The 25547-nt window shown below is 58.9% G+C and carries 26 protein-coding genes; 18 read left to right on the top strand and 8 right to left on the bottom strand.

The genetic code is table 11. From position 1 onward, the window contains the following. Nucleotides 1–34: 34 nt before the first annotated feature. Nucleotides 35–1273: a cystathionine gamma-synthase family protein gene (locus ACO1VH_RS07950; protein ID WP_486243962.1), complete on the top strand. Its 1239-nt coding sequence runs from the start codon at nucleotides 35–37 to the stop codon at nucleotides 1271–1273. Between the two features lie 30 nt (nucleotides 1274–1303). Here ACO1VH_RS07950 and ACO1VH_RS07955 read toward each other — a convergent pair whose 3' ends face one another. The 5 genes from ACO1VH_RS07955 to ACO1VH_RS07975 form a co-directional block, all read right to left on the bottom strand. After that, nucleotides 1304–1900 carry an LOG family protein gene (locus tag ACO1VH_RS07955; protein WP_486243963.1) on the bottom strand — a complete coding sequence of 199 codons (597 nt, stop codon included), beginning with the start codon at nucleotides 1898–1900 and terminating at the stop codon, nucleotides 1304–1306. A 34-nt stretch (nucleotides 1901–1934) separates the two neighbouring features. Beyond that, the gene (locus tag ACO1VH_RS07960) at nucleotides 1935–2456 is read right to left on the bottom strand and encodes an RDD family protein (protein WP_486243964.1); all 522 of its coding nucleotides are present in this window, start codon (nucleotides 2454–2456) and stop codon (nucleotides 1935–1937) included. 14 nt (nucleotides 2457–2470) lie between these two features. Then, nucleotides 2471–3133, bottom strand: coding sequence for a DUF3106 domain-containing protein (locus ACO1VH_RS07965; RefSeq protein WP_486243965.1), 663 nt, complete (start codon nucleotides 3131–3133; stop codon nucleotides 2471–2473). 103 nt (nucleotides 3134–3236) lie between these two features. Then, nucleotides 3237–3662, bottom strand: coding sequence for a DUF3619 family protein (locus ACO1VH_RS07970; RefSeq protein ID WP_486243966.1), 426 nt, complete (start codon nucleotides 3660–3662; stop codon nucleotides 3237–3239). Then, the gene (locus ACO1VH_RS07975; RefSeq protein ID WP_486243967.1) at nucleotides 3659–4228 is read right to left on the bottom strand and encodes an RNA polymerase sigma factor; all 570 of its coding nucleotides are present in this window, start codon (nucleotides 4226–4228) and stop codon (nucleotides 3659–3661) included. Before ACO1VH_RS07975 ends, ACO1VH_RS07970 begins: the two co-directional genes overlap by 4 nt. Nucleotides 4229–4740: 512 nt before the next feature. Here ACO1VH_RS07975 and ACO1VH_RS07980 point away from each other — a divergent pair. Genes ACO1VH_RS07980 through ilvC form a run of 3 tightly spaced genes read left to right on the top strand, consistent with a single transcriptional unit; the run spans nucleotide 4741 to nucleotide 8042 of the window. After that, entirely contained in the window at nucleotides 4741–6480 is a 1740-nt protein-coding gene (locus ACO1VH_RS07980; RefSeq protein WP_486243968.1) for an acetolactate synthase 3 catalytic subunit, read from the top strand. Next, the gene (gene ilvN, locus ACO1VH_RS07985; RefSeq protein ID WP_188420550.1) at nucleotides 6480–6971 is read left to right on the top strand and encodes an acetolactate synthase small subunit; all 492 of its coding nucleotides are present in this window, start codon (nucleotides 6480–6482) and stop codon (nucleotides 6969–6971) included. Before ACO1VH_RS07980 ends, ilvN begins: the two co-directional genes overlap by 1 nt. A 54-nt stretch (nucleotides 6972–7025) precedes the next feature. Continuing rightward, nucleotides 7026–8042: a ketol-acid reductoisomerase gene (gene ilvC / locus ACO1VH_RS07990; RefSeq protein WP_486243969.1), complete on the top strand. Its 1017-nt coding sequence runs from the start codon at nucleotides 7026–7028 to the stop codon at nucleotides 8040–8042. A gap of 4 nt (nucleotides 8043–8046) precedes the next feature. On the opposite strand, the gene ACO1VH_RS07995 is transcribed toward ilvC, so the two are convergent. Continuing rightward, a complete protein-coding gene (locus tag ACO1VH_RS07995) occupies nucleotides 8047–8346 on the bottom strand; it encodes a hypothetical protein (protein ID WP_486243970.1) in 300 nt (99 codons plus the stop codon). A 193-nt stretch (nucleotides 8347–8539) separates the two neighbouring features. Between ACO1VH_RS07995 and ACO1VH_RS08000 the strand changes: the two genes are divergently transcribed. The 5 genes from ACO1VH_RS08000 to ACO1VH_RS08020 all read left to right on the top strand — a co-directional run bounded on the left by ACO1VH_RS08000 (nucleotide 8540) and on the right by ACO1VH_RS08020 (nucleotide 12020). Further along, complete coding sequence (locus tag ACO1VH_RS08000; RefSeq protein ID WP_486243971.1) at nucleotides 8540–9301, top strand: SIMPL domain-containing protein; 762 nt, start codon at nucleotides 8540–8542, stop codon at nucleotides 9299–9301. A gap of 193 nt (nucleotides 9302–9494) precedes the next feature. Beyond that, nucleotides 9495–10382: a CDP-diacylglycerol--serine O-phosphatidyltransferase gene (gene pssA, locus ACO1VH_RS08005; RefSeq protein ID WP_486243972.1), complete on the top strand. Its 888-nt coding sequence runs from the start codon at nucleotides 9495–9497 to the stop codon at nucleotides 10380–10382. A gap of 342 nt (nucleotides 10383–10724) precedes the next feature. Continuing rightward, nucleotides 10725–10910, top strand: coding sequence for a hypothetical protein (locus tag ACO1VH_RS08010; RefSeq protein ID WP_486243973.1), 186 nt, complete (start codon nucleotides 10725–10727; stop codon nucleotides 10908–10910). 250 nt (nucleotides 10911–11160) lie between these two features. Next, nucleotides 11161–11616, top strand: a complete 456-nt coding sequence (locus tag ACO1VH_RS08015) for a PA2169 family four-helix-bundle protein (RefSeq protein WP_486243974.1) — start codon at nucleotides 11161–11163, stop codon at nucleotides 11614–11616. Nucleotides 11617–11708: 92 nt separating this feature from the next. Beyond that, nucleotides 11709–12020 (top strand): ElaB/YgaM/YqjD family protein, encoded by a 312-nt coding sequence (locus ACO1VH_RS08020; protein ID WP_486243975.1) that lies wholly within the window; start codon nucleotides 11709–11711, stop codon nucleotides 12018–12020. A 97-nt stretch (nucleotides 12021–12117) separates the two neighbouring features. On the opposite strand, the gene ACO1VH_RS08025 is transcribed toward ACO1VH_RS08020, so the two are convergent. After that, a complete protein-coding gene (locus ACO1VH_RS08025) occupies nucleotides 12118–14940 on the bottom strand; it encodes an EAL domain-containing protein (protein ID WP_486243976.1) in 2823 nt (940 codons plus the stop codon). A gap of 180 nt (nucleotides 14941–15120) precedes the next feature. Beyond that, on the bottom strand, nucleotides 15121–15927 hold the full coding sequence (locus ACO1VH_RS08030; RefSeq protein WP_486243977.1) for a PP2C family protein-serine/threonine phosphatase: 807 nt from the start codon (nucleotides 15925–15927) through the stop codon (nucleotides 15121–15123). A 257-nt stretch (nucleotides 15928–16184) separates the two neighbouring features. Here ACO1VH_RS08030 and ACO1VH_RS08035 point away from each other — a divergent pair, with 257 nt between their 5' ends. The 9 genes from ACO1VH_RS08035 to rlmN all read left to right on the top strand — a co-directional run bounded on the left by ACO1VH_RS08035 (nucleotide 16185) and on the right by rlmN (nucleotide 25539). Then, nucleotides 16185–16391 (top strand): YdcH family protein, encoded by a 207-nt coding sequence (locus ACO1VH_RS08035; RefSeq protein ID WP_486243978.1) that lies wholly within the window; start codon nucleotides 16185–16187, stop codon nucleotides 16389–16391. A 98-nt stretch (nucleotides 16392–16489) separates the two neighbouring features. Beyond that, nucleotides 16490–18493, top strand: a complete 2004-nt coding sequence (gene yoaA / locus ACO1VH_RS08040; RefSeq protein ID WP_486243979.1) for a DNA repair helicase YoaA — start codon at nucleotides 16490–16492, stop codon at nucleotides 18491–18493. Nucleotides 18494–18576: 83 nt separating this feature from the next. Further along, nucleotides 18577–19317 (top strand): 5'/3'-nucleotidase SurE, encoded by a 741-nt coding sequence (surE, locus tag ACO1VH_RS08045; RefSeq protein ID WP_486243980.1) that lies wholly within the window; start codon nucleotides 18577–18579, stop codon nucleotides 19315–19317. After that, nucleotides 19314–20216 (top strand): protein-L-isoaspartate(D-aspartate) O-methyltransferase, encoded by a 903-nt coding sequence (locus ACO1VH_RS08050; RefSeq protein ID WP_486243981.1) that lies wholly within the window; start codon nucleotides 19314–19316, stop codon nucleotides 20214–20216. The genes surE and ACO1VH_RS08050 overlap by 4 nt, the downstream gene beginning before the upstream one ends. A 36-nt stretch (nucleotides 20217–20252) precedes the next feature. Continuing rightward, entirely contained in the window at nucleotides 20253–21107 is an 855-nt protein-coding gene (locus ACO1VH_RS08055) for a peptidoglycan DD-metalloendopeptidase family protein (protein ID WP_486243982.1), read from the top strand. Continuing rightward, nucleotides 21107–22141, top strand: coding sequence for an RNA polymerase sigma factor RpoS (rpoS, locus tag ACO1VH_RS08060; protein ID WP_486243983.1), 1035 nt, complete (start codon nucleotides 21107–21109; stop codon nucleotides 22139–22141). The genes ACO1VH_RS08055 and rpoS overlap by 1 nt, the downstream gene beginning before the upstream one ends. Before the next feature lie 131 nt (nucleotides 22142–22272). Beyond that, complete coding sequence (rlmD, locus tag ACO1VH_RS08065) at nucleotides 22273–23628, top strand: 23S rRNA (uracil(1939)-C(5))-methyltransferase RlmD (protein WP_486243984.1); 1356 nt, start codon at nucleotides 22273–22275, stop codon at nucleotides 23626–23628. 261 nt (nucleotides 23629–23889) lie between these two features. Then, the gene (ndk, locus tag ACO1VH_RS08070; RefSeq protein ID WP_486243985.1) at nucleotides 23890–24315 is read left to right on the top strand and encodes a nucleoside-diphosphate kinase; all 426 of its coding nucleotides are present in this window, start codon (nucleotides 23890–23892) and stop codon (nucleotides 24313–24315) included. Nucleotides 24316–24372: 57 nt separating this feature from the next. Continuing rightward, a complete protein-coding gene (rlmN, locus tag ACO1VH_RS08075; protein ID WP_486243986.1) occupies nucleotides 24373–25539 on the top strand; it encodes a dual-specificity RNA methyltransferase RlmN in 1167 nt (388 codons plus the stop codon). Nucleotides 25540–25547 lie beyond the last annotated feature (8 nt).

A 25547-nucleotide genomic window follows, 5' to 3' on the forward strand; every position in this document is an offset into this window, starting at 1 on the left:
GTGCAATCAGGCATTTTCATTTTTGACGACGATCATGAACGATAAGAAAAAATACGGTTTCACGACGACCATCCTGCACAGCGACCGCCAGAAGGCGATCGAGCACGGCTCGCTGCACAAGCCCATCCATACCTCGGTGACCTTCGGTTACGACGATGCACGTGAGCTGGCGACGGTGTTCCAGGGCAAGAAGCCGGGATACCGATATGGACGTCAGGGCAATCCGACCGTGTCGGCGCTGGAAGACAAGATCAACCGTATGGAAGAGGGCGCTTCGACGATCTGCTTCGCCACCGGCATGGCGGCGATCGGCGCGCTGGCGCAGGCGCTGCTGCGTGCCGGCGATCACGTCGTGTCGTCTTCCTTCCTGTTCGGTAATACGAACAGCCTGTGGCAGACGGTGGCCGGGCACGGTGTCGACGTGGCGATGGTCGATGCGACCGATGTCGCCAACGTGGAGGCGGTGCTGAAGCCGACAACGAAGCTGGTGTTCGTCGAAACGATCGCCAATCCGCGCACGCAGGTGGCTGATCTGGCGCGCATCGGCAAGCTGTGCGCCGAGCGCGGCATCCTGTACGTGGTCGACAACACGATGACGTCGCCGTATCTGTTCCGTCCGAAAACGGTTGGCGCCGGCATCGTCATCAATTCACTGACGAAGTCGATCGGCGGCCACGGCATTGCGCTGGGCGGCGCGTTGACCGATACCGGCCTGTACGACTGGTCGCGCTATTCGAACATCCTGGAAACCTACAAGCGTTATCCGACGCCGCAATGGGGCATGGCGCAGATCCGTGCGAAAGCCTTGCGCGACTTCGGCGCTTCGCTGGGGCCGGAAGCGGCGCACCATCTTGCCGTGGGTGCCGAGACGATGGCGTTGCGGATGGAGCGCGAATGCGCGAATGCGCTGGCGGTCGCGCAGATGCTGGAAGCGGACGATCGTGTGGCAGCCGTCTACTATCCGGGTTTGAAATCGCATCCGCAGCATGTGCTGTCGACGGAATTGTTTCGCTCTTACGGCAGCCTGTTCAGCTTCGAATTGAAGGACAGCATCGACTGCTTCGATTATCTGAATCGCCTGAAGCTGGGCGTATCGGCCAGCAATCTGGGTGATACGCGTACGCTGGTGATTCCGGTCTCGCACACGATCTTCTACGAGATGGGGCCGGAGCGCCGCGCCAGCATGGGCATCGCCGAATCGCTGATCCGTGTGTCGGTGGGCATCGAGGATACGACCGATCTGGTCGAGGATTTCCGCCAGGCGCTCGGCTGATGCCTGACGCCTGACGTCGTTTATTTCCGTTTATTTGAACAGCTGTTGCGCGGCCAGCGCATCGCGCAGCTTCGTGCTGTGTTTCGGTACGAAACTGCGCAATTGCTGCATCAAGTCCGGCGCTGTCGGCGCATGCAGCATCAGTTCAGCCTGATCCGCCTTGACGAATCCGCAGTCGACCTGCGTTTGCAGGAAGGCAACCAACCCGTCATAGAAACCATCGACGTTCAATACGCCGACCGGCTTCTGGTGAAAGCCCAGTTGCGCCCAGGTCAGGATTTCGAATAACTCTTCCAGCGTTCCCAGGCCGCCCGGCATCGCGATGAAACCGTCGGCCAGTTCCGCCATCTTTGCCTTGCGCTCGTGCATGTTCTGCACGATGTACAGATGCGTCAGTCCGGTGTGGCCGACTTCCTTGTCCATCAAGGCCTGCGGAATCACGCCGGTCGCTTCGCCGCCCAATCGCAGAATCTCGTCCGCGATAACGCCCATCAGGCCAACCTTGCCGCCGCCATAGACCAGGCCGATGCCGTGCGCGACCATTTCTGCGGCCAGCGCACGTGCGGCTTCGGCATAGACAGGTCGATTACCGAACGAGGAGCCGCAATAGATGCAAATCGATTTCATGGAGCCAGAACGTGAATGAAAAATGGATTGTGTGTCATGCCGCCGCTGCAGGATTGCGCGGCAACTGGATCATCTTGGTCCCGGCGATGCGGTCATGCAAAAATTGACGGCTGGGATGCAGGCAGGCGGACAATGCCCAGGCAATGACGTTGGCGACGATGAGGGCTACTGCCATCCATGCCTTTGCACCCAGCATCCACGCGATCGCAGCACCGGGCAGGAACCACAGCCAGGCAAGCAGATAGCGTGCGACGGCACGACCTAGCGTGACGGCATGCCCGTCGCGCGTGACCAGGCGCATGCGCCATGTCTTCATCGGCAGCGTTTGTCCGCCGTGCGTCCAGAACCAGACGAAATAGGCGCCGATCACGATGAACAGCCAGTACTGCAGTTCGTGCCGTAGCGTGATCGCACTGCGTTGCTGGAACAGGATGCCGAACAGCAGTGCGGCAATGGCAACGACGCCGAACAGCAGCACACCTTCATACAGCATGGTGGTCAGACGGCGTTTGATGGTGGGAGCAGGGAAGGAAGTTTCGGAACTGTTCGCTTGCATGCGTCGCTACCGGATCAGGGCGTGGAAGGCGACGATTGTACAGGGATGGCGTGCGGAGGAGGAGTTTCCGCGGCAGGTGCAGAAGATGCCGGCATTACGGATGCGGCGGATGTGACCGGGGCCGGTGCGGTGGATACGGGTGCCGAGGCAGCTGCCGGAGCGGATGCTGATGGTGCTGCTGCATGCGGACGCGGCGGCTTGGCGACCATGCGCCTGGTCGGTGCGCGGGATGCCAGTTCCTGCCGCTTTTCTTCCGGCAGTTGCTGGTATTGCTCCCACTGTTCGGATTTCTTCTCGGCGTGCAGCTTCTTGACCCGCGTATAGTTCTTGCGCGCGATGCGGCGCTGCTCGGGAGACAGGCGCACCCATTTCTGCATGCGCTCCTGCATTCGTTCCTGTTCGGTCGGCGACATCGCCGCATAGCGGTCGGCCAGTTCCAGCCATTTCTTGCGGCGGAAGCTGTCGAGCGATTTCCAATCGTTGGCCAGCGGCGCGAGTGCGCTGCGTTGTGTCGCCGTCAGTTTGTTCCAGTCCGAAGTCGGCGACTTGCCGTTCGACGATTTGGCGGACTTGACCGGCACGGCGGCCTTGGCTACCGGCGTCGGATGCGGGGGCGCCGATGCGCTATTTGCCGGTGCGGCAGGCGTCTCGGGCGCTGCCGCAGGAGCGCTGGGCACAGGATTCGCGGCAGCGGTTCCGATCAGCGCGGAGGCGAACAGCAGTGACGCGGCGATTCTTCCGTAGCGGAGACGGCAATCCGGCGGAAAACATGCTTGCATGTCAGTTGTCATCCTCGTTGGCATTTGACAGAAAGGCATTGAAACCGTGGTCGAGATAGGCGGACAGCGGCAGATCGTCCGTCAGCACCTCGGCATCGATGTTGGCCGTTTCGATGATCTGCTCGCGCTGTTCATACCGGTACAGTCCCATCAGGCCGAATATCATGACTACCAGCGGGATCAGGACGCCCATGCGTCCGGCCCAGATTGTCAGGTTGTCAAAATGGAAGGTGTGGCGCGCATGATCGTGGCCGACGCCTGCCGCGCGCGGTGCGAACGCGATTTGCTCGGATTCCTGCTTTTTGCGGGAAAGGGCAATCTTGCGTGCAGATGCAAGGCGTTCAGCAGCATTTTCGGGCAAATTTTCGGCACCTTGATCCAGCGCATGCCGTACTTTATAGGCAAGAGTCAGGTCTTTCGCGTTCATAGATAGATTCCTTTGGCTCTGAGCGCATGGGCCAAGGCATGCGTGGCGCGTGAGCAGTGCGTCTTGACGCTTCCTTCTGAGCATCCCATCACCGCTGCAGTTTCCGATACGTTCAGGTCCTGCCAATAACGCATCAGGAAGGCCTCGCGTTGACGGGGCGGCAGGTTTTGTATTTCGCTCTCGATGATGTCGAGAATCTGCTGTCGCTCGAGGGCATTCTGACCCGATTCGGCGCCGTAGCTGCCTACCTCGGCTTCGATCATTTCCATCGCATCGAAGTTTTCCTGATCCGGCTGCTTGCCGGCAAAGCTGGAAAACAGGCTGATCCACGAACTACGCACCTTTTCCCGCCTGAAATAGTCGCGGATCGTGTTTTGCAGGATGCGCTGGAACAGCATCGGCAGCTCCGCGGCGGGCTTGTCGCCATATTTTTCCGCGAGCTTGATCATGGCATCCTGCACGATATCCAGCGCGGATTCTTCCTTGCGTACCGCATAGACCGCCTGCTTGAACGCGCGGCGTTCGACGTCTTCGAGGAAATCGGAAAGTTCTTTGTCGGTTGCCATTGGATGCAGCGCTGCGTGCGCTGCCGGGGATATCGCAGGAAGGGCGCCTTCGCCGGCGTCGTCGTTTTCAAAACTGCACGCATGCTAGCAAAAAAGCCTCATTCGCGCGTGTTTTTTGCATGAAATCTTTGATTTGACGGCGGTTTTGCCCAATTTCGACTTGACCTGAATGGTGCAGCGCGGTAACGTATCAGGTCCCTTTGCCATCTCGAAGGGGCATCGATAGCCTGTCGCGGCCTGCGCATGATGCAGACCTGCCGAAAAGGCGCGCTTCAATTTTTGAAAGCTAGTTTGCTCTAACCCGCGCCACAAGCGCGAGAAATCCCGCAAATACCGCCTTCAGCACCTCCGACCGAACGAGTCGCGTTTAGCGCTGGTTTGCAGCACATTCACAGATGTGTGAAGAATCGCCGTGACCGCACAAAAAAGGGACGTCAGAGCACTGGAGCCGTATGCGGTTTCACAGGAGAGAGCATCCGATCAATTTCCAATGGACCTTGAAAGGACTTAGCATGACCGCAGAAACAAGTCAGGCCGTCGGCGAAGAGCTGACCGGCGCTGAGATCGTCGTTCGTTGTCTGGAAGAAGAAGGTGTCGAACATGTGTTCGGCTATCCGGGCGGCGCAGTGCTCTACATCTACGACGCGATCTTCAACATCAGCAAATTCCAGCACATCCTGGTTCGTCACGAACAGGCTGCCGTGCACGCTGCGGATGCGTATTCCCGCAGCTCGAACAAGGTCGGCGTCTGTATCGTCACCTCTGGCCCCGGCGTGACCAATGCCATCACCGGTCTCGCGACCGCCTACATGGACTCGATCCCGATGATCATCATTTCCGGTCAGGTGCCTTCGCATGCGATCGGTCTGGATGCGTTCCAGGAGTGCGACACGGTCGGTATCACCCGTCCGTGCGTCAAACACAATTTCCTCGTCAAGGATGTCAAGGATCTGGCCGAGACGATGAAGAAGGCCTTCTTCATCGCGACTACCGGCCGTCCGGGCCCTGTGCTGATCGACATCCCCAAAGACATCACGATGCACAAGACGACCTTCTCGTATCCGAAGGAAGTCGAAATGCGTTCGTACAAACCGGTCGACAAGGGCCATTCGGGCCAGATCCGCAAGGCGGTACAGCTGCTGCTGCAGGCGGAACGTCCGATGATTTACACGGGCGGCGGCGTCATTCTGGCCAACGCTTCCGAAGAAGTGAACCGTCTGGTCGACAAGCTCGGCTATCCGTGCACGAACACGCTGATGGGCCTGGGCGGCTACAAGGCGACCAGCGACAAGTTTGTCGGCATGCCGGGCATGCACGGCACCTATGAAGCCAACATGGCGATGCAGCACTCGGACGTGATGATCGCGATCGGTGCGCGTTTCGACGACCGCGTGATCGGCAATCCGAAGCATTTCTCCGCCACGCCGCGCAAGATCATCCATATCGACATCGATCCGTCGTCGATCTCGAAGCGCGTCAAGGTCGATATTCCTATCGTCGGCAACGTCAAGGAAGTGCTGCAGGAACTGCTGGCGCAACTGGACGCGGCCGAAGCCAAACCGAACAGCGCTGCGCTGTCCGACTGGTGGAAGCAGATCAACGAATGGCGCAAGCGCGAATGCCTGAAATACACGCCGTCGACCGAAGTCATCAAGCCGCAATCCGTCATCGAGAAGGTCTGGCAGATCACGAAGGGCGATGCGTTCATCACGTCCGACGTCGGCCAGCACCAGATGTGGGCCGCGCAGTACTATCCGTTCGACAAGCCGCGCCGCTGGATCAATTCCGGCGGTCTGGGCACGATGGGTGTCGGCCTGCCGTACGCGATGGGCGTGCAGATGGCCAATCCGGATGCGACCGTCGCCTGCATTACCGGTGAAGCGTCGATCCAGATGTGCATCCAGGAACTGGCGACCTGCAAGCAGTACCACCTGACGCCGAAGATCATCCTGTTGAACAACCGTTTCCTCGGTATGGTGCGCCAGTGGCAGCAGCTCGAATACGGTTCGCGTTATTCCGAGTCGTACATGGATTCGCTGCCGGATTTCGACAAGCTGGTCGAATCCTACGGCCACGTCGGCATGACGGTCGACAAGCCGGGCGATCTGGACGGCGCGCTGAAGCAAGCGTTCGACATGAAGGATCGTCTCGTATTCATGAACATCATCACCGACCAGACCGAAAACGTCTGGCCGATGGTCAAGACCGGCAAGGGCCTGACCGAGATGCTGCTGGGCTCGGAGGAACTGTAATGCGCCATATCATTTCTGTATTGCTGGAAAACGAAGCGGGCGCGTTGTCGCGCGTGGTCGGTCTGTTCTCCGCACGTGCGTACAATATCGAAACGCTGACCGTGGCGCCGACCGAGGATGCGACGTTGTCGCGCATGACGATCGTCACCAGCGGTTCGGACGACGTGATCGAACAGATCACCAAGCACCTGAACCGTCTGATCGAAGTGGTCAAGGTCGTCGATCTGACCGAAGGCGCGTTCATCGAGCGCGAACTGATGCTGATCAAGATTCGTGCGGTCGGCAAGGAACGTGAAGAGATGAAGCGCACCGCGGACATTTTCCGCGGACGCATCATCGACGTCACCGACAAGACCTACACGATCGAGCTGACCGGCAACAAGACCAAGCTGGACGCGTTCATCGATTCGATCGACCGCACCGCCATTCTGGAAACCGTTCGTACCGGCGGCTCCGGCATCGGCCGCGGCGAACGCATCCTGAAGGTTTAACAAGTACAAAGCACCGTTTCAACCAATTCCAATTCAACACACACTAGGAACATCATGAAAGTTTTCTACGATAAAGACTGCGATCTGTCGCTGATCAAGGGTAAACAAGTCGCCATCATCGGCTACGGTTCGCAAGGCCACGCGCACGCGCAAAACCTGAGCGATTCCGGCGTCAACGTCACCGTCGGCCTGCGCAAGGGCGGCGCGTCGTGGGACAAGGTTGCCAAGGCCGGCCTGAAAGTCGCGGAAGTCAACGACGCCGTCAAAGGCGCCGACGTCATCATGATCTTGCTGCCGGACGAGAACATCGCCCAGGTCTACAACGAAAACGTCGCACCGAACGCCAAGCAGGGCGCCGTCCTGGCCTTCGCACACGGTTTCAACGTGCACTACGGCCAAGTCGTGCCGCGTGCCGACCTCGACGTCATCATGATCGCGCCTAAGGCTCCGGGCCACACCGTGCGCGGCACCTACTCGCAAGGTGGCGGCGTGCCGCACCTGATCGCCGTGTACCAGGACAAGTCCGGCGTCGCGCGCGACATCGCGCTGTCGTACGCAATGGCGAACGGCGGCGGCCGTGCCGGCATCATCGAAACCAACTTCCGTGAAGAAACCGAAACCGATCTGTTCGGCGAACAAGCCGTTCTGTGCGGCGGCGCGGTCGAACTGATCAAGGCCGGTTTCGAAACGCTGGTGGAAGCCGGCTATGCGCCTGAAATGGCGTACTTCGAGTGCCTGCACGAACTGAAGCTGATCGTCGATCTGATCTATGAAGGCGGCATCGCCAACATGAACTACTCGATCTCGAACAACGCGGAATACGGCGAATACGTGACCGGCCCGCGCGTCGTGACTGAAGACACCAAGAAGGTCATGAAGCAGGTTCTGAAAGACATCCAGACCGGCGAATACGCAAAGAGCTTCATCCTGGAAAACAAGGCTGGCGCACCGACGCTGATCTCGCGCCGTCGCCTGAACGCAGAACACCAGATCGAACAGGTCGGTGCGAAGCTGCGTGCGATGATGCCTTGGATTGCCAAGAACAAGCTCGTTGATCAGTCGAAGAACTAAGCTCTTATCGAAGTAAGGCATCATGCGGTGTTCGCTTGCAAGCGAACACCGCGTCCGAGCTAAAAGCCGCACACAAGTGCGGCTTTTTTACGCTCTCACGTGCCTTGGATCGCCAAGAACAAGCTGGTCGATCAATCGAAAAACTAAGCTTTTGTCGAAGCAGGGCATCATCGGCATGCGCTTGCAAGCGCATGCCGCGTTCGGACGAAAAGCCACGCATTTGCGTGGCTTTTTTATTGCTCTTTTGTACGTAAAGTGAAAGAGCAAAGAAATCGAACAAGGGGAGAACGAATTCAGGCAGCATGCTGTGCTCTGGGCCTTCCGAGTGAAGTCGTACACAGCTACGGCTTTTTTCGTTTACAGTTTGTTGCAATAGAAACAGACCGCTTGCCGAAAGGAAAGAACCAAAACGCCTCTGTTTCTGTCATAACAACACGCTTCATTTCCATCATCAGGGCAAATCTCACACTGTATTGCCCGCTATTCAGGAGATCGTCATGCCACGACTGAAATCGCTGTTGTTCGCCGCTGCCTGTACCGTTGCCGGTTCTGCCGCTTTTGCTCAATCTGCTCCGCAGACCAGCGGCACGCTGGTCATCGTTCCCGCATTCGGCGAGGTCAAGCATGCCAACGATCAGGCCGTGCTGACGCTGACGGTCGAGGAGCAGGACAAGGACAAGGCGGCCGCTGCATCGCGCGTCAACCAGAAGATGAAGCAGGGCATGGACATCGTCCGCAAGCAGGACCCGGGTGCGGTGCTGTCCACACGCGGCTATTACACCTATGCCGTCTATCCGGAAACGCAGCCGCAGCCTAAACAGGCGAGCAACAAACCGCCGCAACCGGTGGCTTGGCGTGTCGGCCAGTATCTGGATGTGAAAACGACGAATCTGTCCGGCCTGCCGAAAACAGTATCGTCCGTGCAGAGCATTCTGTCGCTTAACGGGCTGCGTTTCGGTTTGACGGATGCAACGACGCGCAAGCTGGATGCGCAACGCATTGATGCTACCTACAAAAACCTGAACGAACGCATCGTCTCGATCGCACGGGCGATGGGTCGTAATCCTGCCGATGCAGTGCTGGATACCGTCGATTTCGAAGGTTCGGGTAATTACGTGCAGGATGCCGTTGCAGCAGCACCGCAGATGATGCGGACATCCATGATGGCAAAATCCGAGGCAGCAGTCGAAGAGCCAAGTTTCGAGCCGGGAGAAACAACGTTGTCGATGCGCGTGGTCGGCAAGGTGCGTTTCCGCTGATGGGCGGTATTGGCATCCGCTGACGGCGGCCGTCACAGATAAAATCGCATCGTGCGTCTTCGGCGCCGATGCGATTTTTCACGTGCTTTCGTTCCGGTTTCAAAGTTTTGACGAGCAGACACCGGATATCGGTCTGCTACACTAGCGGCCTCCGATTTTCCACTAAGAACATTACCTGACAAGGCGGGATCGCATGCCAAGCTTTAATCGTCGCAAGGCGAAAAACACTTCTTCCACGTATGCAAGAACGCGTCCGCTCGGCAAGCTGGCACGGGGCAGGCAGGCGTTGCCTGAAGAGAGGGAAGACGATGCCGTTTCGTCCGGCCATACGCTGCGTCGGCGCGGCATCTATCTGCTGCCGAATGCCTTCACGACTGCCGGATTGTTCTGCGGCTTCTATGCAATCGTCATGGCGATGGGGCAGAAGTTCGATTATGCGGCGATCGCGATTTTTTCCGCGATGCTGCTGGATTCGATCGACGGACGCGTTGCGCGGCTGACGCATACGCAAAGCGAATTCGGTGCGCAATACGATAGCCTGGCCGACATGGTTTCCTTCGGTGCGGCGCCGGCGCTGGTCGTCTATGTCTGGGCGTTGCAGGGCATGGGCAAGCTGGGTTGGCTGGCGGCTTTCGTCTACTGCGCGGGCGGCGCACTGCGGCTGGCGCGTTTCAATACCAATATCGGCGTGGTCGACAAGCGTTACTTCCAGGGTTTGCCGAGTCCGGCTGCGGCAGCGCTGGTCGCCGGTTTCATCTGGCTGATGCAGGATCTGGGCTATCCGGGAGCGGAGCTGAGTTGGCCCGCATGGATCATCACGCTGTATGCAGGTCTGACGATGGTGACCAATGTGCCGTTCTACAGCTTCAAGGACATCAACTATCGCAAGTCGGTGCCGTTCATTACGATTTTTCTGATCGTGCTGGCGCTGGTCGCGGTGGCGGGCGATCCGCCGAAAGTGCTGTTCGGCCTGTTCATCCTGTATGGTCTTTCAGGTTATGTCGTCTATTTCTGGCGACTGGCGAAAGGCAAGCCGGTCAGTATCGTGCAAACCGAAATGGAACACGACGATCACGCTTGATAGCATTGCGGCGCGATCTGCGATGGCTGCGCTGAATCGTGTAGCTTGAAGGCGCGACACGTTCCTGCATTTCTATATGGGACATCCTTATTGGCATGTCCCATGTTTATTTCTCTCGTTCTGGGTACCGGCCATCTTCTGCCGGAAGCTTATTCCATTGCCGTACTGTAGAAAAAGCATTGTGCGTTGCATGGCGGCAATGGCGTGTTCCGTTGCGTGCGTCAGCGTACAGAGCATTGCCGGGCGGATGCATAAGATGTTTCCATCGCGATCTTGGCGGCGGGGGAGACGGAAATGGATGGCACAGGTAATGGAAGGACGAAACCATTCCGATTGTTTCTGATGAGCGCCATATTGGTCGCCTTCACATTGGCCGCGGCGATCGGCATTATCGCGTGGGTGCCATTGCTGCCCGAAGCGGTAGCCGTCGACATCGGCAGCCGCTCCGATTATGCCGAATACATCGTACTGCATGAGTCATGGCATTCCGTCGCGGCAACTTCCCGCTTTGCCTTCTGCAATCGTTGAAATAAAAAGTGAAATGCATCACCGTGCAGCATGCAGTCGAGTGTGACGGCGCATGCCTTGTACGATGTTTTCTATGTGCGCTGTCGAACAGAGCAGGCATACGATTTCCCTCATAGTGAACTTCATTCGCCGGTGCATCGGTTGCATCGGTTTTTTCAAATCCCGTTGGCGCGTTTTGGTCCATTTTCCGGGCCACGTCGGCGATGCCGGACAGCACTATGTTCCGAGCGATTTCTGAAAGGACATAATCATGAAAGATAGCGAAGTGATTTCGACCTTGAACGACCTGATCGAAACCTGCAAGGACGGCGAAAAAGGATTCAAGACCTGTGCAGAGGACATCGCCGACAGTCAGTACCGCCAGCCGTTCTTGACGCTGGCAGCCGGCTGTGCGGCGGCGGCACAGGAATTGACCGGTCTTGTGCTGGCTCGTGGCGGTGATCCCGAAACGCGTTCCAGCTTGAGCGGCACCTTGCATCGTCGCTGGGTGGACATCAAGTCCGCCATCATGGGCAAGGACGACGAAGCGATTCTCAACGAATGCGAGCGCGGCGAGGATGTGGCAAAAAAAAGCTACGCGAATGCACTGGAGAAGGACCTTCCTCCTGATGTGCGCGCAGTCGTGGAACGTCAATACCAGGGAGTGTTGAAGAACCATGACATCGTCAAGACCATGCGCGATCGGGCACGCGTTGCGGCACACTAGGTTGCGCAGCCGATTGCTGGCGATCTGTTCAACCGCTCTTGGCGGATCAAACTGGCAGATCGGATATCAACCCGATACGGAGGAGTGTAACGATGATGGAAACGAAACTGGACGATGTCACCAAGGATGTGAAAAACCTGTCGAAGGATGCCAGGGCACTGTCGAGCGAAGCGCAGGAAGATGTGCGGGAAAAGGCTGGCGAGTTGAGCAAGAAATGCACGGAATTCCTGAATTCCGCCATGGCCGCCGCCAAGGAAGTACCGACGATCGCAGCGACGCGCACGAAGGAGGTCGCAGTATCCACCGATGAGTACGTGCATCAGAAACCGTGGCGTGCCGTCACGCTTTCGGCCGGGCTCGGCATTCTGCTGGGTGTGATGTTCGCAAAACGGGATAATCGTTAGCAGAAAGATTCGGCATGGCTGCATGCACCGATAAAAAAGCCCCGCATGGAATATTTCCCTGCGGGGCTTTTCTTGTTCAGCCGCTAAAGATCAGCGGTCAGACTGTGGCGTTGCTTTCGGCGGGCGGATAGAAGGAAGCCGATTTGCCGACGACCGCACCTTCCGCGTAACCAATACCGATACGCTGCAGCATTGCCAGCTTTTCTGCATCGTCGACGTTCTGCGCGATGGTGTCGATTCCCATCACACTGCTGATGCGCTGAATGGCTTCCACCTTGGCATAGTCGACCGGATCGCCGGCCATGCCGCGGATATAGCTTCCATCGATTTTCAGGAAATCGACGTGCAGGTGCTTCAGGTAAGCGAAGGAAGACATGCCGCTGCCGAAATCGTCCAGCGCAAAGGCGCAGCCGTGCGGTTTCAGTGCTTCGATGAAACGCAGCGCGCGCGTCAGATTGGCAATGGCTGTCGTTTCTGCGATCGAGAAGCAGATGGCGTTGCGCGGCAGATCGAATTCGGCGAACTGTTCGTGGATGAAATCGATAAAGTGTTCGTCATCCAGTGAATTGCCCGATATCTTCAGCATCAACACGTGCGCGCCGAGGTCGCCGCCGGCGTCCATCGCGCGCAGCGTTACGGCGTGTTGCGCGAATGCGGTGCGGATCACCCAGCGGTCGATCGTCGGCATGAAGTGATAGCGCTCTGCTGCGGGAATGAAGGCGCTCGGCGGGATCAGACGGCCGTTCTCGCCTGCCATGTAAAGACGCAGTTCCTCGAACAGGTGATCTTTGCGGTTCGGTTTCAGGTTGACGATGCGCTGCACCTGTAACCGGAAACTGTCGTTCTCGAACGCTTTCTGAATGCGTTCGTTCCATTTGACTTCGCCTTCGCGTGTGCCGTGCGGATGGTCTTCTGCACGATAGATATGCACGCGATTGCGGCCATTGTTCTTGGCCATGTAGCAGGCCGTATCCGCCGCGCTGAGCAGATCGGGCAGCGACAGCGTGTTGTTGTTGAAGTTGACCAGGCCGATGCTGACGCCGATCGGGAAGATTTTGTCCTGCCAGATGAAGTGGAAGTCGCAGATCGTTTGCCGCAGTTTTTCGGCGATGCGCACGGCCGATTCCGGCGAGCAGTTTTCGAGGAAGGCGCCGAACTCGTCGCCACCCAGGCGCGCCAGCGTGTCGCTGTCGCGCACCAGCGGTTGCAGCAGGGCAGTGATCTGGCGCAGCAGTTCGTCGCCGGCGCTGTGGCCGCAGGTATCGTTGACGATCTTGAACTGATCCAGATCCAGATAGAGCAGCGCATGCTGGCGCGGCTGGCGCGCCAGCGTATCGATCGCCAGTTCCAGCCGGCGTTCGAACTCGCGGCGGTTGAACAGACCGGTCAACGGATCGTGCGCGGCTTGATGCGACAGCTGGATCGCCAGCTTGCGCGAATCGCTGACGTCATGGAAGACCAGCACGACGCCGATGATCTCGCCGTCGCGATCGCGGATCGGCGCAGCGGAATCCTCGACTGCATATTCGTTGCCGTTGCGACTCAGCAGTACGCTGTCCTTGCTCAGTTCGACGTTGTCCTGTTGCGCCAGCGCGGTTTCGACCGGATCGGCCACCGGTTCGCGCGTGAAGCCGTTGATGATGCGGAACACGCGCGATGACGGCAGTCCTTCCGCTTCGGTCTTGCTCCATCCGGTCAGCTGTTCGGCGACCGGATTCATGTATTCGATGTTGCCCAGCTTGTCAGTCGTGATGACGGCATCGGCAATCGATGCCAGCGTCACCTGTGCGCGCTCCTTTTCGGCGAACAGCACAGCCTTCGATTCCTCGCGTTCCGCCTCATGCTGTTGCAGCGAAGCGATCATGCCGTCGAAGGCGCGTGCCAGCTGGCTGATTTCCTCACGGCCGTAGCGGATGCCGGTGCGTGCGCGCAGATTGCCGGCGCCGACCTGATCGGCAGTTCGCACCAGCGTCTTGACGCGACGCAGGATGATGACGTCGCCGACGAACCAGGCTGCCAGCAGCGCCAGAAGAGCAATGATGGCCAGCGTGCCCAGTTCCACCATCTGCAGCCGGTTGGCCGGTGCCACGATGTCGTCCATCGGCACGCCGATGCTGACCTTGAAGTTGGAGACGTCGCTGGTACCGACCGGTGCGAATGCATGCAGGCGCGTGATGCCGTCGGTGTCGGTCAGTTCGGATGTGCCGAAGCCGACCTTGATCATCACGTCGAACAGCGATGGCGAGGTGCGCGTGCCTATCCATTTTTCAGGGTCGGGCCGGCGCGCGATGATGGTGCCACGGCTGTCGGCCGTGATCAGTACGGCGCCTTTCGGCAAGGCGATGTCGCTGACGAATCGATCCAGATAGCTGAGATCGAGCGCGGCGAAGATCACGGAGCGCACGTTGCCCTTGTTGTCCAGCACGGGGTAGGTCAAATTGATCGTGTGCCTGCGGCTCATGCGGCCGAACACGTAATCGCCCGCAGTGAAAGTGCGTTGTTCGACCGTCTGCTTGAAATAGGCGCGGCTGCCAAGGTTGACCTTGTTCTGCAGTGGCAGAGCGCTGCAGCTCACGTCGCCATTCAACTGGATCAGGCCGAAGTTCGTATAACCTTCGTTGCGCTGCAGGACGCCGGAGAGGAACTGGCTGCAGGTTTTTGGACTGCCTTGCAATTCGGGCAAGGTCGACAGCACGGTCAGCAACTGGCGCGCACCTTCGATCATGCGCGCCTCGCTGGTGGCGGCCAGCTGCGTCATCTGTTGCAGATTGTCTTCGGTGATGCGGATGGCTTGCTGCCGCTCCTTCCATGCACCATAGACGGTCAGGATCACCGGCGGGACGATCGCAAGCAAAACGAGGACGAGCAAGCGGCTGCGCAAGCTGTCGAAATTGAGCTTCTGGCCGAGATTCTTTTTCAAAGCGTGGACTTTTTGATAATCATCGGATGCGGATGCGATGGCCGTCACTTTTCAATGTAGTCGATATGGACGGAATGCGCCATGCCGCAGCGTGCTTTCCCGTGTCGTCAGACCGGGGCAGCGCGGAAAGAGTTTCCGCGAAACAGCGGAAATGTGAAATTTTGTTCTTGAATTCTGCCGTTAGACGGCGCGCCGCATTTTCTTCGCGGTGTAGTCCTTGGGTTCGGCAACCGGCTTGACGAGCTTGACGACTGCCAGCGTGCAGTTGTCGGCTTTGCCGGGTATGGCGCGGGCACGAGCTTTCGCCACCAGCATTTCGCAGGCCTGCCGTGCCGGGTTCATCGCGATGGCAGCGCCCAGTTCGGCATCGGTGAAATATTGCCAGAGGCCGTCGGTGCATAGCACGAAGGCATCGCCGCTTTTCAGATTGTCGCGCCGGCCGATGGTCAGGGACAATTCATTGGTGCTGCTGCCGAGGACGTTGACCAGCAGATTGGCCAGCAGCGGATCTCTTGCCTTTTCGTCATCCAGCTTGTTTTCCGCTTTCAATTGCGCCAGATAGGTATGGTCTTCGGTGCGGCGTACGCAGTTCGGGCCATCGAAGCTGTACAGGCGGGAGTCGCCAGCATGGGCCCAGATTGCCGTGTTTTGCGGCGTCAGGATCAACAGCACGACGGTGCTGTGCGGCTTCTTGTCGGACGACATCGCGGACAACTTGATGACGGTATCGGCTTCGTGCGCGATCGTCTGCAAGACGGTTTCCGGATCGTCGGTCAGCGGCGAAAAGCGTTCGAAGATCTGTTGTGCGGTACGCACGACCTGTTCGGCTGCCAGCGCGCCGCCAGACATGCCGCCCATGCCGTCAGCGATCACGGCCAGCATGTGGCCGGGCGCCTTGGGCGCCGCGAAGAGAGCGGTTCTATCCTGCTGTTCCTGACGGTCTCCGATGTGCTGGCCGGTTCCGGCTTCTATCTTGTATTGGCTCATGCGTCTGCGTAGATTAAACTTATGGCTCGGTTGTTGTGCGCCGGATTATTGCATGTGTCATGCATTCTGTAATCGAAAGCGGGCGGAGCGAAATTGTAAAAATCTTTTGCAGCCGCCTTTCGCGAGTCGTGACATAAAGATAACGAATTTGCACGAACCGATGCGCACATTGTGTGTTGGATGAAGGCTTTTGTAGATAAATTGCCACGTTTTGAATGAGGCCTTCGGGCATGAGCGACTGCGTCGGGAATGACACTATGGCAACGAATTCTTCGCAAGACATCCAGCGCCGGATCATCGAACTCGAAGTCGAGCACCGCGATCTGGACGCCGCGATCGAAACATTGATTCGCGATGGACGGCATGAAGAACTGCAGTTGCGCCGCCTGAAGAAGCGCAAGCTGCAATTGAAGGACAACATCACTTTGCTGAAGATGCAGCTGGTGCCGGATATCCCGGCCTGATGGACGCATCTTTCGCATTCTTGGCGTATTGCTGCAACGTCAGGCGTTGCCGATTCTGATTACCAACGCATTCATCAACGCATTTTCCAGGCTGTATTTTGACCGTCGAATCCTCTGCCATACCCGAACCTGCGGACCACGATGACGAAATCGACGTCCTCTTCGGTACCGGCAGTCCGCTGGGAGAGGCGGTCGGCGGGTTTCGGCCGCGCCAGTCTCAAACTGAAATGGCGAAGGCGATCGCCAGCGCCATCGCCAACCGGCGCACGCTGATTGCCGAGGCCGGCACCGGTACCGGCAAAACCTTCGCCTATCTGGTGCCGTCGCTACTGTGGGGCGGCAAGGTCATCGTTTCCACCGGCACCAAGAATCTGCAGGACCAGCTGTACCTGCGCGATATTCCGACCGTGCGTCGCGCGCTGAATGCGCCGGTTTCGGTTGCATTGCTGAAGGGACGTGCCAACTACGTCTGCCATTTCCATCTCGAACGCACGCTGCAGAACGGCAGGCTGACGTCGCGCGACGATGTCGGCCACCTTCGCGAGATTTCGCGCTTCGTCAAAACCACGAGCACCGGCGACAAGGCCGAATTGTCCAAGGTGCCGGAAACCGCTTCGGTCTGGAATCTGGTGACGTCGACGCGCGACACCTGCATGGGCGCCGAATGCCAGTATTACCAGGACTGCTTCGTGATGAAAGCGCGCAAGGAAGCGCAGCAGGCGGACGTGGTGGTCGTCAATCACCATCTGTTCTTCGCCGACGTTGCGCTGAAGGATACCGGCGTGGCCGAATTGCTGCCGTCGGCGAATACCGTGATCTTCGACGAGGCGCACCAGTTGCCGGAGACGGCGACGCTGTTCTTCGGTGAGACGGTGTCGACGTCGCAGGTTCTGGAGCTGTGTCGCGACGTGTTGGCCGAAGGACTGGCGCATGCGCGTGGCGGCGCCGACTGGCCGGCCGTCGTGACGACGGTAGAGCGCGCGGCGCGCGATCTGCGCCTGACGTTCCCGCAGGATTCCGTACGTTTTTCCGTAGGGCAGATCGCGCCGTCCAGCCCGTTCTTCCCGGCGCTCGACGGGCTGAAGGATCAACTGGACGCGATGCTGGCCGTGCTCGAGAAACACGCGGAGCGTGCCGAGACGATCGAACAGTGCCGCGTGCGTGCGCTGGAACTCGCGATGCGCCTGGATGCATGGAACAAGCCGGTGGCCGATCCGATCATCGGCCAGGAAACCGTACAGTGGGTCGAAGCGTTTGCCTCGTCGCTGCAACTGCACCGTACGCCGCTGTCGATCGCGCCCATCTTCAACAAGCAGCGCGAAGGTTCGCCGCGTTCGTGGATATTCACGTCAGCCACGCTGGCGGTGAAGAACGATTTCAACCACTACAGCGCGCAGATGGGATTGTGGGAAGAGCCGGCGCAAAGCTGGCCCAGCCCGTTCGATTACGGCAACCAGGGTTTGCTCTATGTGCCGGAAAACCTGCCGCAGCCGAATGCGCTCGAATATACCGATGCCGTCATCGATGCCGCGCTGCCGGTGATCGAGGCGGCAGGCGGTCGCGCCTTCCTGCTGTGCACGACGATACGCGCGGTCAATCGTGCAGCCGAACGTTTGCGCGACGAATTCGCGCGGCGCAAGCTGCCGTTCCCGTTGATGGTGCAGGGCGAAGCGGGGCGTACAGAATTGCTTGATCGTTTTCGTGCAGCGGGCAACGCGGTGCTGATCGGCAGCCAGAGTTTTTGGGAAGGCGTGGACGTACGCGGCGATGCATTATCTCTGGTGATCATCGACAAGCTGCCGTTCTCGCCGCCGGACGATCCGGTGCTGGCGGCGCGCATCGAGGCGCTGGAGAAAAAGGGAATGAACGGCTTCATCCATCATCAGTTGCCGGCGGCGATCATCAATCTGAAGCAGGGAGCTGGCCGCCTGATTCGCGATGAAACCGATCGTGGCGTGCTGATGATCTGCGATCCGCGGCTGATTTCCAAACCGTACGGACGCCGCATTTGGCAAAGCTTGCCGCCGTTCAAGCGGACGCGCGAACTGCCCGTCGTGCAGGCTTTCTTTGCATCCGCCGAACAAGCGGAAGACGTGGCATAAAAGTGTCATGCAGGGTGGGTGAAGGGTGATAAAGAACGCGTGTTGGCTTCGGGAAAAGAGAGTGCTTCGGTTAGAATCGTTCCATGAGAATTCTTATCAGTAACGACGATGGATATCTGGCGCCGGGTTTGAGCGCATTGGCGGATGCGCTGGCGCCGATTGCCGACATCACCGTCGTCGCGCCCGACAGCAATCGTTCCGGCAGTTCCAATTCGCTGACGCTCGATCGCCCGCTTTCCGTCTTCCAGGCATCCAACGGTTTCTATTTCATCAACGGCACGCCGTCGGACTGCGTACATATCGCGCTGACCGGCATCATGACCGAAGCGCCCGACCTGATCGTCTCCGGCATCAACCAGGGACAGAACATGGGCGACGACACGTTGTACTCCGGCACGGTGGCGGCGGCGACGGAAGGGTATCTGTTCGGTTTGCCGGCGATCGCGTTTTCGCAAGTCGAGAAGGGCTGGGGCGAACTGGCATCGGCAGCGCGCGTGGCACGCGATATTGTCGAGCGTCGCCTTGAAGACACGTTCTCCGATCATTTCCTGTTGAACGTCAATATTCCCAATCTGCCTTATGCGCAGTTGAAGCCGCCGGTGCCCACGCGGCTCGGCAAGCGCCATCAATCGGAAGCGGTCATCAAGGCCTACGATCCGCACGGTCGTGAAATCTACTGGATCGGTCCTTGCGGCGGACAGAAGGATGCGGGTGAAGGTACCGATTTCCATGCGACGGCGCTCGGTCATGTGTCGATCACGCCATTGCAGATCGACCTGACGCACAACGCGCAGCTTGCCGGATTGAAGAAGGCGCTGGCATGACGGACAAAGACAAGGGCAAACGTTTTCCGCTGTCGCTGTCTTCGCTATCGGAAAAAGCGCCGCGCTCAGGCATCGCCAGCCAGCCGCAACGGCACGTCTCACGCGTGGTGACGCCGCAAACGGCGACGTCGAATGCGGCGCAGCATGCGAAGCGTGCAACCGTTGCATCGAATCCGATCGTAAAGTCGAATGCTGCTTTGAAGCCGACCGTGCCGACATCCGCATCCTCACCATCTTCCGGCCGCGGCGCGCCGCTGGTGTCGGATGCGATCCGCAAAGCCATGACGGCGCGCGTGGCACAGCAGGGCGTGAAGGATGCGAAAGTGCTGGCCGCGATGGATGCCGTGCCGCGCCATTTTTTCATCGAACCGGCGCTGGCCAGCCAGGCCTATATCGACGCTTCCCTGCCGATCGGCTATCACCAGACGATTTCGCAGCCGTACATCGTTGCGCGCATGATCGAAGTAATGCGCGCCAATTCCCACGGCGGTGCGCTCAACCGCGTGCTGGAAATCGGTACCGGCTGCGGATATCAGGCGGCGGTGCTGTCGCTGGTGGCGAAGGAAGTCTATTCGATCGAGCGGATCAAGGGATTGCATGAACTTGCGAAGGCCAACCTGCGTCCTATGCGCGTGGCCAACATCCGCTTGCATTACGGAGATGGTATGCTTGGCCTGCCGCAGGCAGCCCCGTTCGACGGCATCATTCTTGCCGCAGCCGGGCTGGAAGTGCCGCAGGCTCTGCTGGAGCAGATGACGATAGGCGGACGCCTGGTCGCTCCGGTAGGCGACCGCAGGCAGGTGCTGCAACTGATAGAGCGCGTCGGCAAGTTCGATTGGACGACTTCGACGCTGGAAGATTGCCATTTCGTGCCGCTGCGCCCTGGAATGATGGGTTAGGCAGCGCGCATGTAGGAAAAGATTGAACGCAAGAAAATGAAAAAATTACGACTGATATTTCCGCTGTTGCTGTCCGTCGGGCTGGCCGCATGCAGCACGACGAAGCACAATGCACCGGTGACCGAACGTACGATCGGCGGCACCAGCACGCCGGTGCGGCAGGCGGAGGATCGCACCTACTATACGGTGAAGAAGGGCGATACGCTGTATCGCATCGCACTCGATTTCGGCCAGAGCTACAGCGAACTGGTGACCTGGAACAATCTCTCCGATCCAAATGACATCAAGGTCGGCCAGGTGCTGCGCGTTGCACAGCCCGACATGCCTGCCGCACGCAGCGGTGGCGCACAGGTCGGCGCGGTATCGACGTCGTCCGGCGTTGAAACGCGTTCGCTGTCGGCGCCTGCGCCGGTTGCCGGCAGCAACAAGACCGAGCCGCATGGCGACAAGCGTCCATATTCGGATGCGACGATGGCAGGAATGCAGAAAGGCGACGAAAAGCCGGAAGCAGCGAACGGTGACGAGGGCGCGGTTTCCTGGATGTGGCCGGCAGATGGCAAGGTCGTTTCCAACTTCGATGACAGCAAGAAAGGCATCGACATCGCTGGCAAATCGGGCCAGCCTGTACTGGCGGCCGGCGCTGGCAAGGTCATGTACGCAGGCAGCGGCATCCGCGGCTACGGCAATCTGGTGATCGTCAAGCACACCAGCACGCTGTTGTCGGCCTATGCGCACAACAAGACGATCAGCGTGAAGGAAGGCCAGACCGTCAGCAAAGGACAGAAGATCGCCGAGATGGGCGATTCCGATGCCGATGCGGTGAAACTGCATTTCGAAATCCGTCAGCAGGGCAAGCCTGTCGACCCTGCCAAATTCCTGCCGGCCCGATAATGAGCAGAAATCGCGACGTGCAGTCCGACGACGAGCAAAATGCAGATGCATTGCCGTCGGACATGACGTTTCGATCCGCCGACGAGACTGACCGTACCGACGACGACGAGGACGAGGAAAAACAGCAGGAGCCGGCCCATGAGGCCCCGGCCGAGGTCGCTGGCATCGATGAACTGAAGAAAGTTCTATCGACCGAACTGTCCACCGATGCCACCCAGCATTACCTGAATCAGATCGGTGCGCGTCCGTTGCTGACGGTCGAGGAAGAAGTGCGCTATGCGACGCTGGCCAAGCAGGGCGATTTCGCCGGCCGGCAGAAAATGATCGAGCACAATCTGCGCCTGGTCGTCTCGATTGCCAAGCATTACATCAACCGCGGCGTCGTGCTGCTCGACCTGATCGAGGAAGGCAACATCGGCCTGATGCGCGCGATCGACAAGTTCGAGCCCGAACGCGGCTTCCGCTTCTCTACTTACGCAACCTGGTGGATCAGGCAGAGCATCGAGCGCGCGATCATGAACCAGGCGCGTACCGTGCGCCTGCCGGTGCATGTGGTGCGCGAACTGAACCAGACGCTGCGTGCGAAATTCCATCTGGAAGCGCAGCATCACGACGGCAAGGATGCGACGGCAGAAGACATTGCGCATCTAGTCGATCGCAGCGTCGAGGACGTGCAGGACATTCTTGCTCTGTCAGAACATGCGACGTCGCTCGATGCGCCACTGGATGGCGATCCGCAAGCCAGTCTGATCGATCTGCTGCCGGGCGATCATGCAAACGATCCCGACACGCAAGCGGAACATCACGAAATGACGGTACTGGTGCGCGACTGGCTGGATAAGCTGCCGGACAAGCAACGTCTGGTGATCACCCGCCGTTTCGGGCTGGACAACGACGATCCGGCCACGCTGGAAGAACTGGCGTCCGAAATGAATGTGACGCGCGAACGCATCCGCCAGATCCAGCAGGAAGCGCTGATCAAGCTCAAGCGCTCGCTGGCGCGCACCGGCGTCGGCAAGGATTCGCTGCTCTGATTTCCCTCTGATCTTCAGTTTGCCTCGAAGGCAATGCGTTGTTGTCGACGCAATTTGCTATCATCCGCACTCGCGATTTTTTCACCGATCATCAGCCGGCGCGTCTTGCGGTTCCGGCAACTTCCATTTTTATGCAGCAAACCACCATCGATATCGAATCCCTCGACATGGAGGCGCGCGGCGTCGGCCATCTGCAGAACGAGGACGGCACGCCGGGCAAGGTCATTTTCGTCGAGGGCGCGCTGCCGAAAGAGCGCGTAGGTTTTTCTTCGTTTCGCAAGAAGCCGAACTGGGAAGCGGCGAAGCTGACCGATATCTACAAGGAATCGTCGCAGCGCGTGCAGCCGAAATGCCCGCACTTCGGCGTCTGCGGCGGCTGTTCGATGCAGCATCTGGATGCCGGCGCGCAGGTGGCGATGAAACAGCGCATCCTCGAAGACAACCTGAAGCACATCGGTAAGGTCAGGGCGCAGACGATGCTGCGTCCGATCCACGGGCCGACCTGGGGCTACCGCTATCGCGCGCGTATCTCGGTGCGCAATGTGCCGAAGAAGGGCGGCGTGCTGGTCGGCTTCCATGAGCGCAAATCCAGCTACGTCTGCGACATGAAAAGCTGCGAAATTCTGCCGCCGAACGTATCGGCGATGCTGGTACCGTTGCGGCATCTGATCGCGTCGCTATCCATCATCGACCAGATGCCGCAGATCGAACTGGCGGTCGGCGAAGGAGAAAACGGCCGTGCGACCACGGCCATGGTATTGCGTAATCTGGTATCGCTGACGCCGGACGACGAGCAGAAACTGGCTGCATTTGCCGCACAGTACGGCGTGCAATGGTGGTTGCAGCCGAAGGGGCCGGACACAGTTCATCCTCTCGATCCGTCGGATGCCGATCTGCATTACCTGTTGCCGGAATTCGGTATCAAGATGCCGTTCAAGCCGACCGATTTCACGCAGGTCAATCACCGCATCAATCGCGTGCTGGTGGCGCGTGCACTGCGCCTGCTGGACGTGCAACCGGAAGATCGCGTTGCCGACCTGTTCTGCGGTTTGGGGAATTTCACCTTGCCGATCGCGACGCTGGCCAGGGAAGTCGTCGGCATCGAAGGCAGCGATAGGCTGACCGAGCGTGCGCTGGAAAACGCGGCTGCCAACGGTGTGGCGGAACACACGGCCTTCCATTGTCGCAACCTGTTCGAGGCGACGCCCGAGGATTTCGTCGCGCTGGGCAAATTCGACCGCATGCTGATCGATCCGCCGCGTGAAGGGGCTGCCGCCGTCTGCGCGGCGCTGATGGAACTGGCGAAGACGCATCCGGAACTGCTGCCGCGCCGCATCGTCTACGTGTCATGCAATCCGTCGACGCTGGCGCGCGATGCGGCGATGCTGGCACAGGGCGGTTACATCCTGCAGCATGCCGGCGTGGTCAACATGTTTCCGCATACCTCGCACGTCGAATCGATGGCGGTGTTCGACCTGCAAGGGTAGGCATAGCGCTGCGTCTGATGAAGCCGGCCGTAGGCCGGTTTTTCGTTGGGATGCTGTCATTTCATCAAGGCGGGAAAAGTTGACCGTGGATGAGAAAAATATCCGAACGGCAATCCGCGGCAGAACGCGTGCCGATGCGGGTTTCTCTCGAAAAGCGCCCGACTTTGACGCCTATGCATGGGTGTTTCATGCTAGAATCAATGGTTAGCCGAATTCTCACATTTTTATCTTAACCCCTTATTTTTATTGGAGTTTTTTCAGATGGCAATCGAACGCACCCTGTCGATCATCAAACCGGACGCAGTCGCGAAAAACGTGATCGGCCAGATTTATACCCGTTTCGAAAGCGCCGGCCTGAAAATCGTCGCCGCGCGCATGGCACAACTGTCGCGCGCCGAAGCGGAAGGTTTTTATGCTGTTCACCGTGAGCGTCCGTTCTTCAAGGATCTGGTCGACTTCATGGTTTCCGGCCCGGTCATGATTCAAGTGCTGCAAGGCGAAGGCGCGATTGCCAAGAATCGCGACCTGATGGGCGCCACCGATCCGAAGAAGGCAGACAAAGGCACGATCCGCGCTGACTTCGCGGATTCGATCGACGCCAATGCCGTGCACGGCTCCGACGGCGAAGATACGGCGAAGAACGAAATCGCCTACTTCTTCCCGGCGCTGAACGTCTACTCGCGTTGATGTATTGCGTCCTTCTCGCGAAGCGTTTCGCGTGAGGTGCGGTAACAAGGCAAGACCATGACGACTCTCACCAATCTGCTGGACCTCGATCCTGCGCAGCTCGTCGCCTACTGCGGCGAGTTGGGTGAGAAGCCGTTTCGCGCCAAGCAATTGCAGCGCTGGATTCACCAGTTCGGCGCCAGCGATTTCGACGCGATGACCGATCTGGCGAAATCGCTGCGCGACAAGCTGAAGACACGCGCGACAATCGTCGCTCCTGCGATCATTTCCGACCACACGTCGGCCGACGGCACCCGCAAATGGCTGGTCGATGTCGGTAACGGCAATGCGGTCGAGACCGTCTACATTCCCGAAGAAAACCGCGGCACGCTGTGCATTTCGACGCAGGCGGGCTGTGCGGTCAACTGCCGTTTCTGTTCGACCGGCAAGCAGGGCTTCAACCGCAATCTGAACGTCGGCGAAATCATTGGCCAGCTGTGGATGGCGGAATTCGAGCTGCGCCGCACCAAGGGCATTGCGCCGGGACCGAAAGGCGAACGGCAGATCACGAACGTCGTGATGATGGGCATGGGTGAGCCGCTGCTGAACTACGAGCCGACCGTCACCGCGCTGAAGCTGATGCTGGACGACAATGGCTACGGCCTGTCGCGCCGCCGCGTGACGTTGTCCACCAGTGGCGTGGTGCCGATGATCGACAAATTGTCGCAGGATTGCGCGGTGGCGCTGGCGGTATCGCTGCATGCATCGAATGATGCGTTGCGCGACGGACTGGTGCCGCTGAACAAGAAATATCCGCTGCGCGAATTGATGGATGCATGTCGCCGCTATCTGGCGTTTGCGCCGCGCGATTTCATTACATTCGAATACTGCATGCTGGATGGGGTCAACGACAGTGACCAGCATGCGCGGGAACTGATCGCGCTGGTGCAGGGAAGCAATCCTGTGCCGTGCAAGTTCAATCTGATTCCTTTCAATCCGTTTCCAGAATCGGGCCTGACCCGTTCGCAGAATCCGCGCATCAAAGCGTTTGCTCAAATCCTGATGGATGCCGGCATTGTCACGACGATTCGCAAGACGCGCGGCGACGATATCGATGCTGCCTGTGGCCAGTTGGCCGGCGAGGTGAAGGATCGTACGCGCGTGCAGGAACGGATGAAGAAAATGACCGAGTACCAAGAAAAATTCGGCAAAGATTTCGGACGCATCGTGGAGATTTCATCTTGAGGATAAAA

It is taken from the genome of Oxalicibacterium sp. (genome assembly GCF_057353965.1).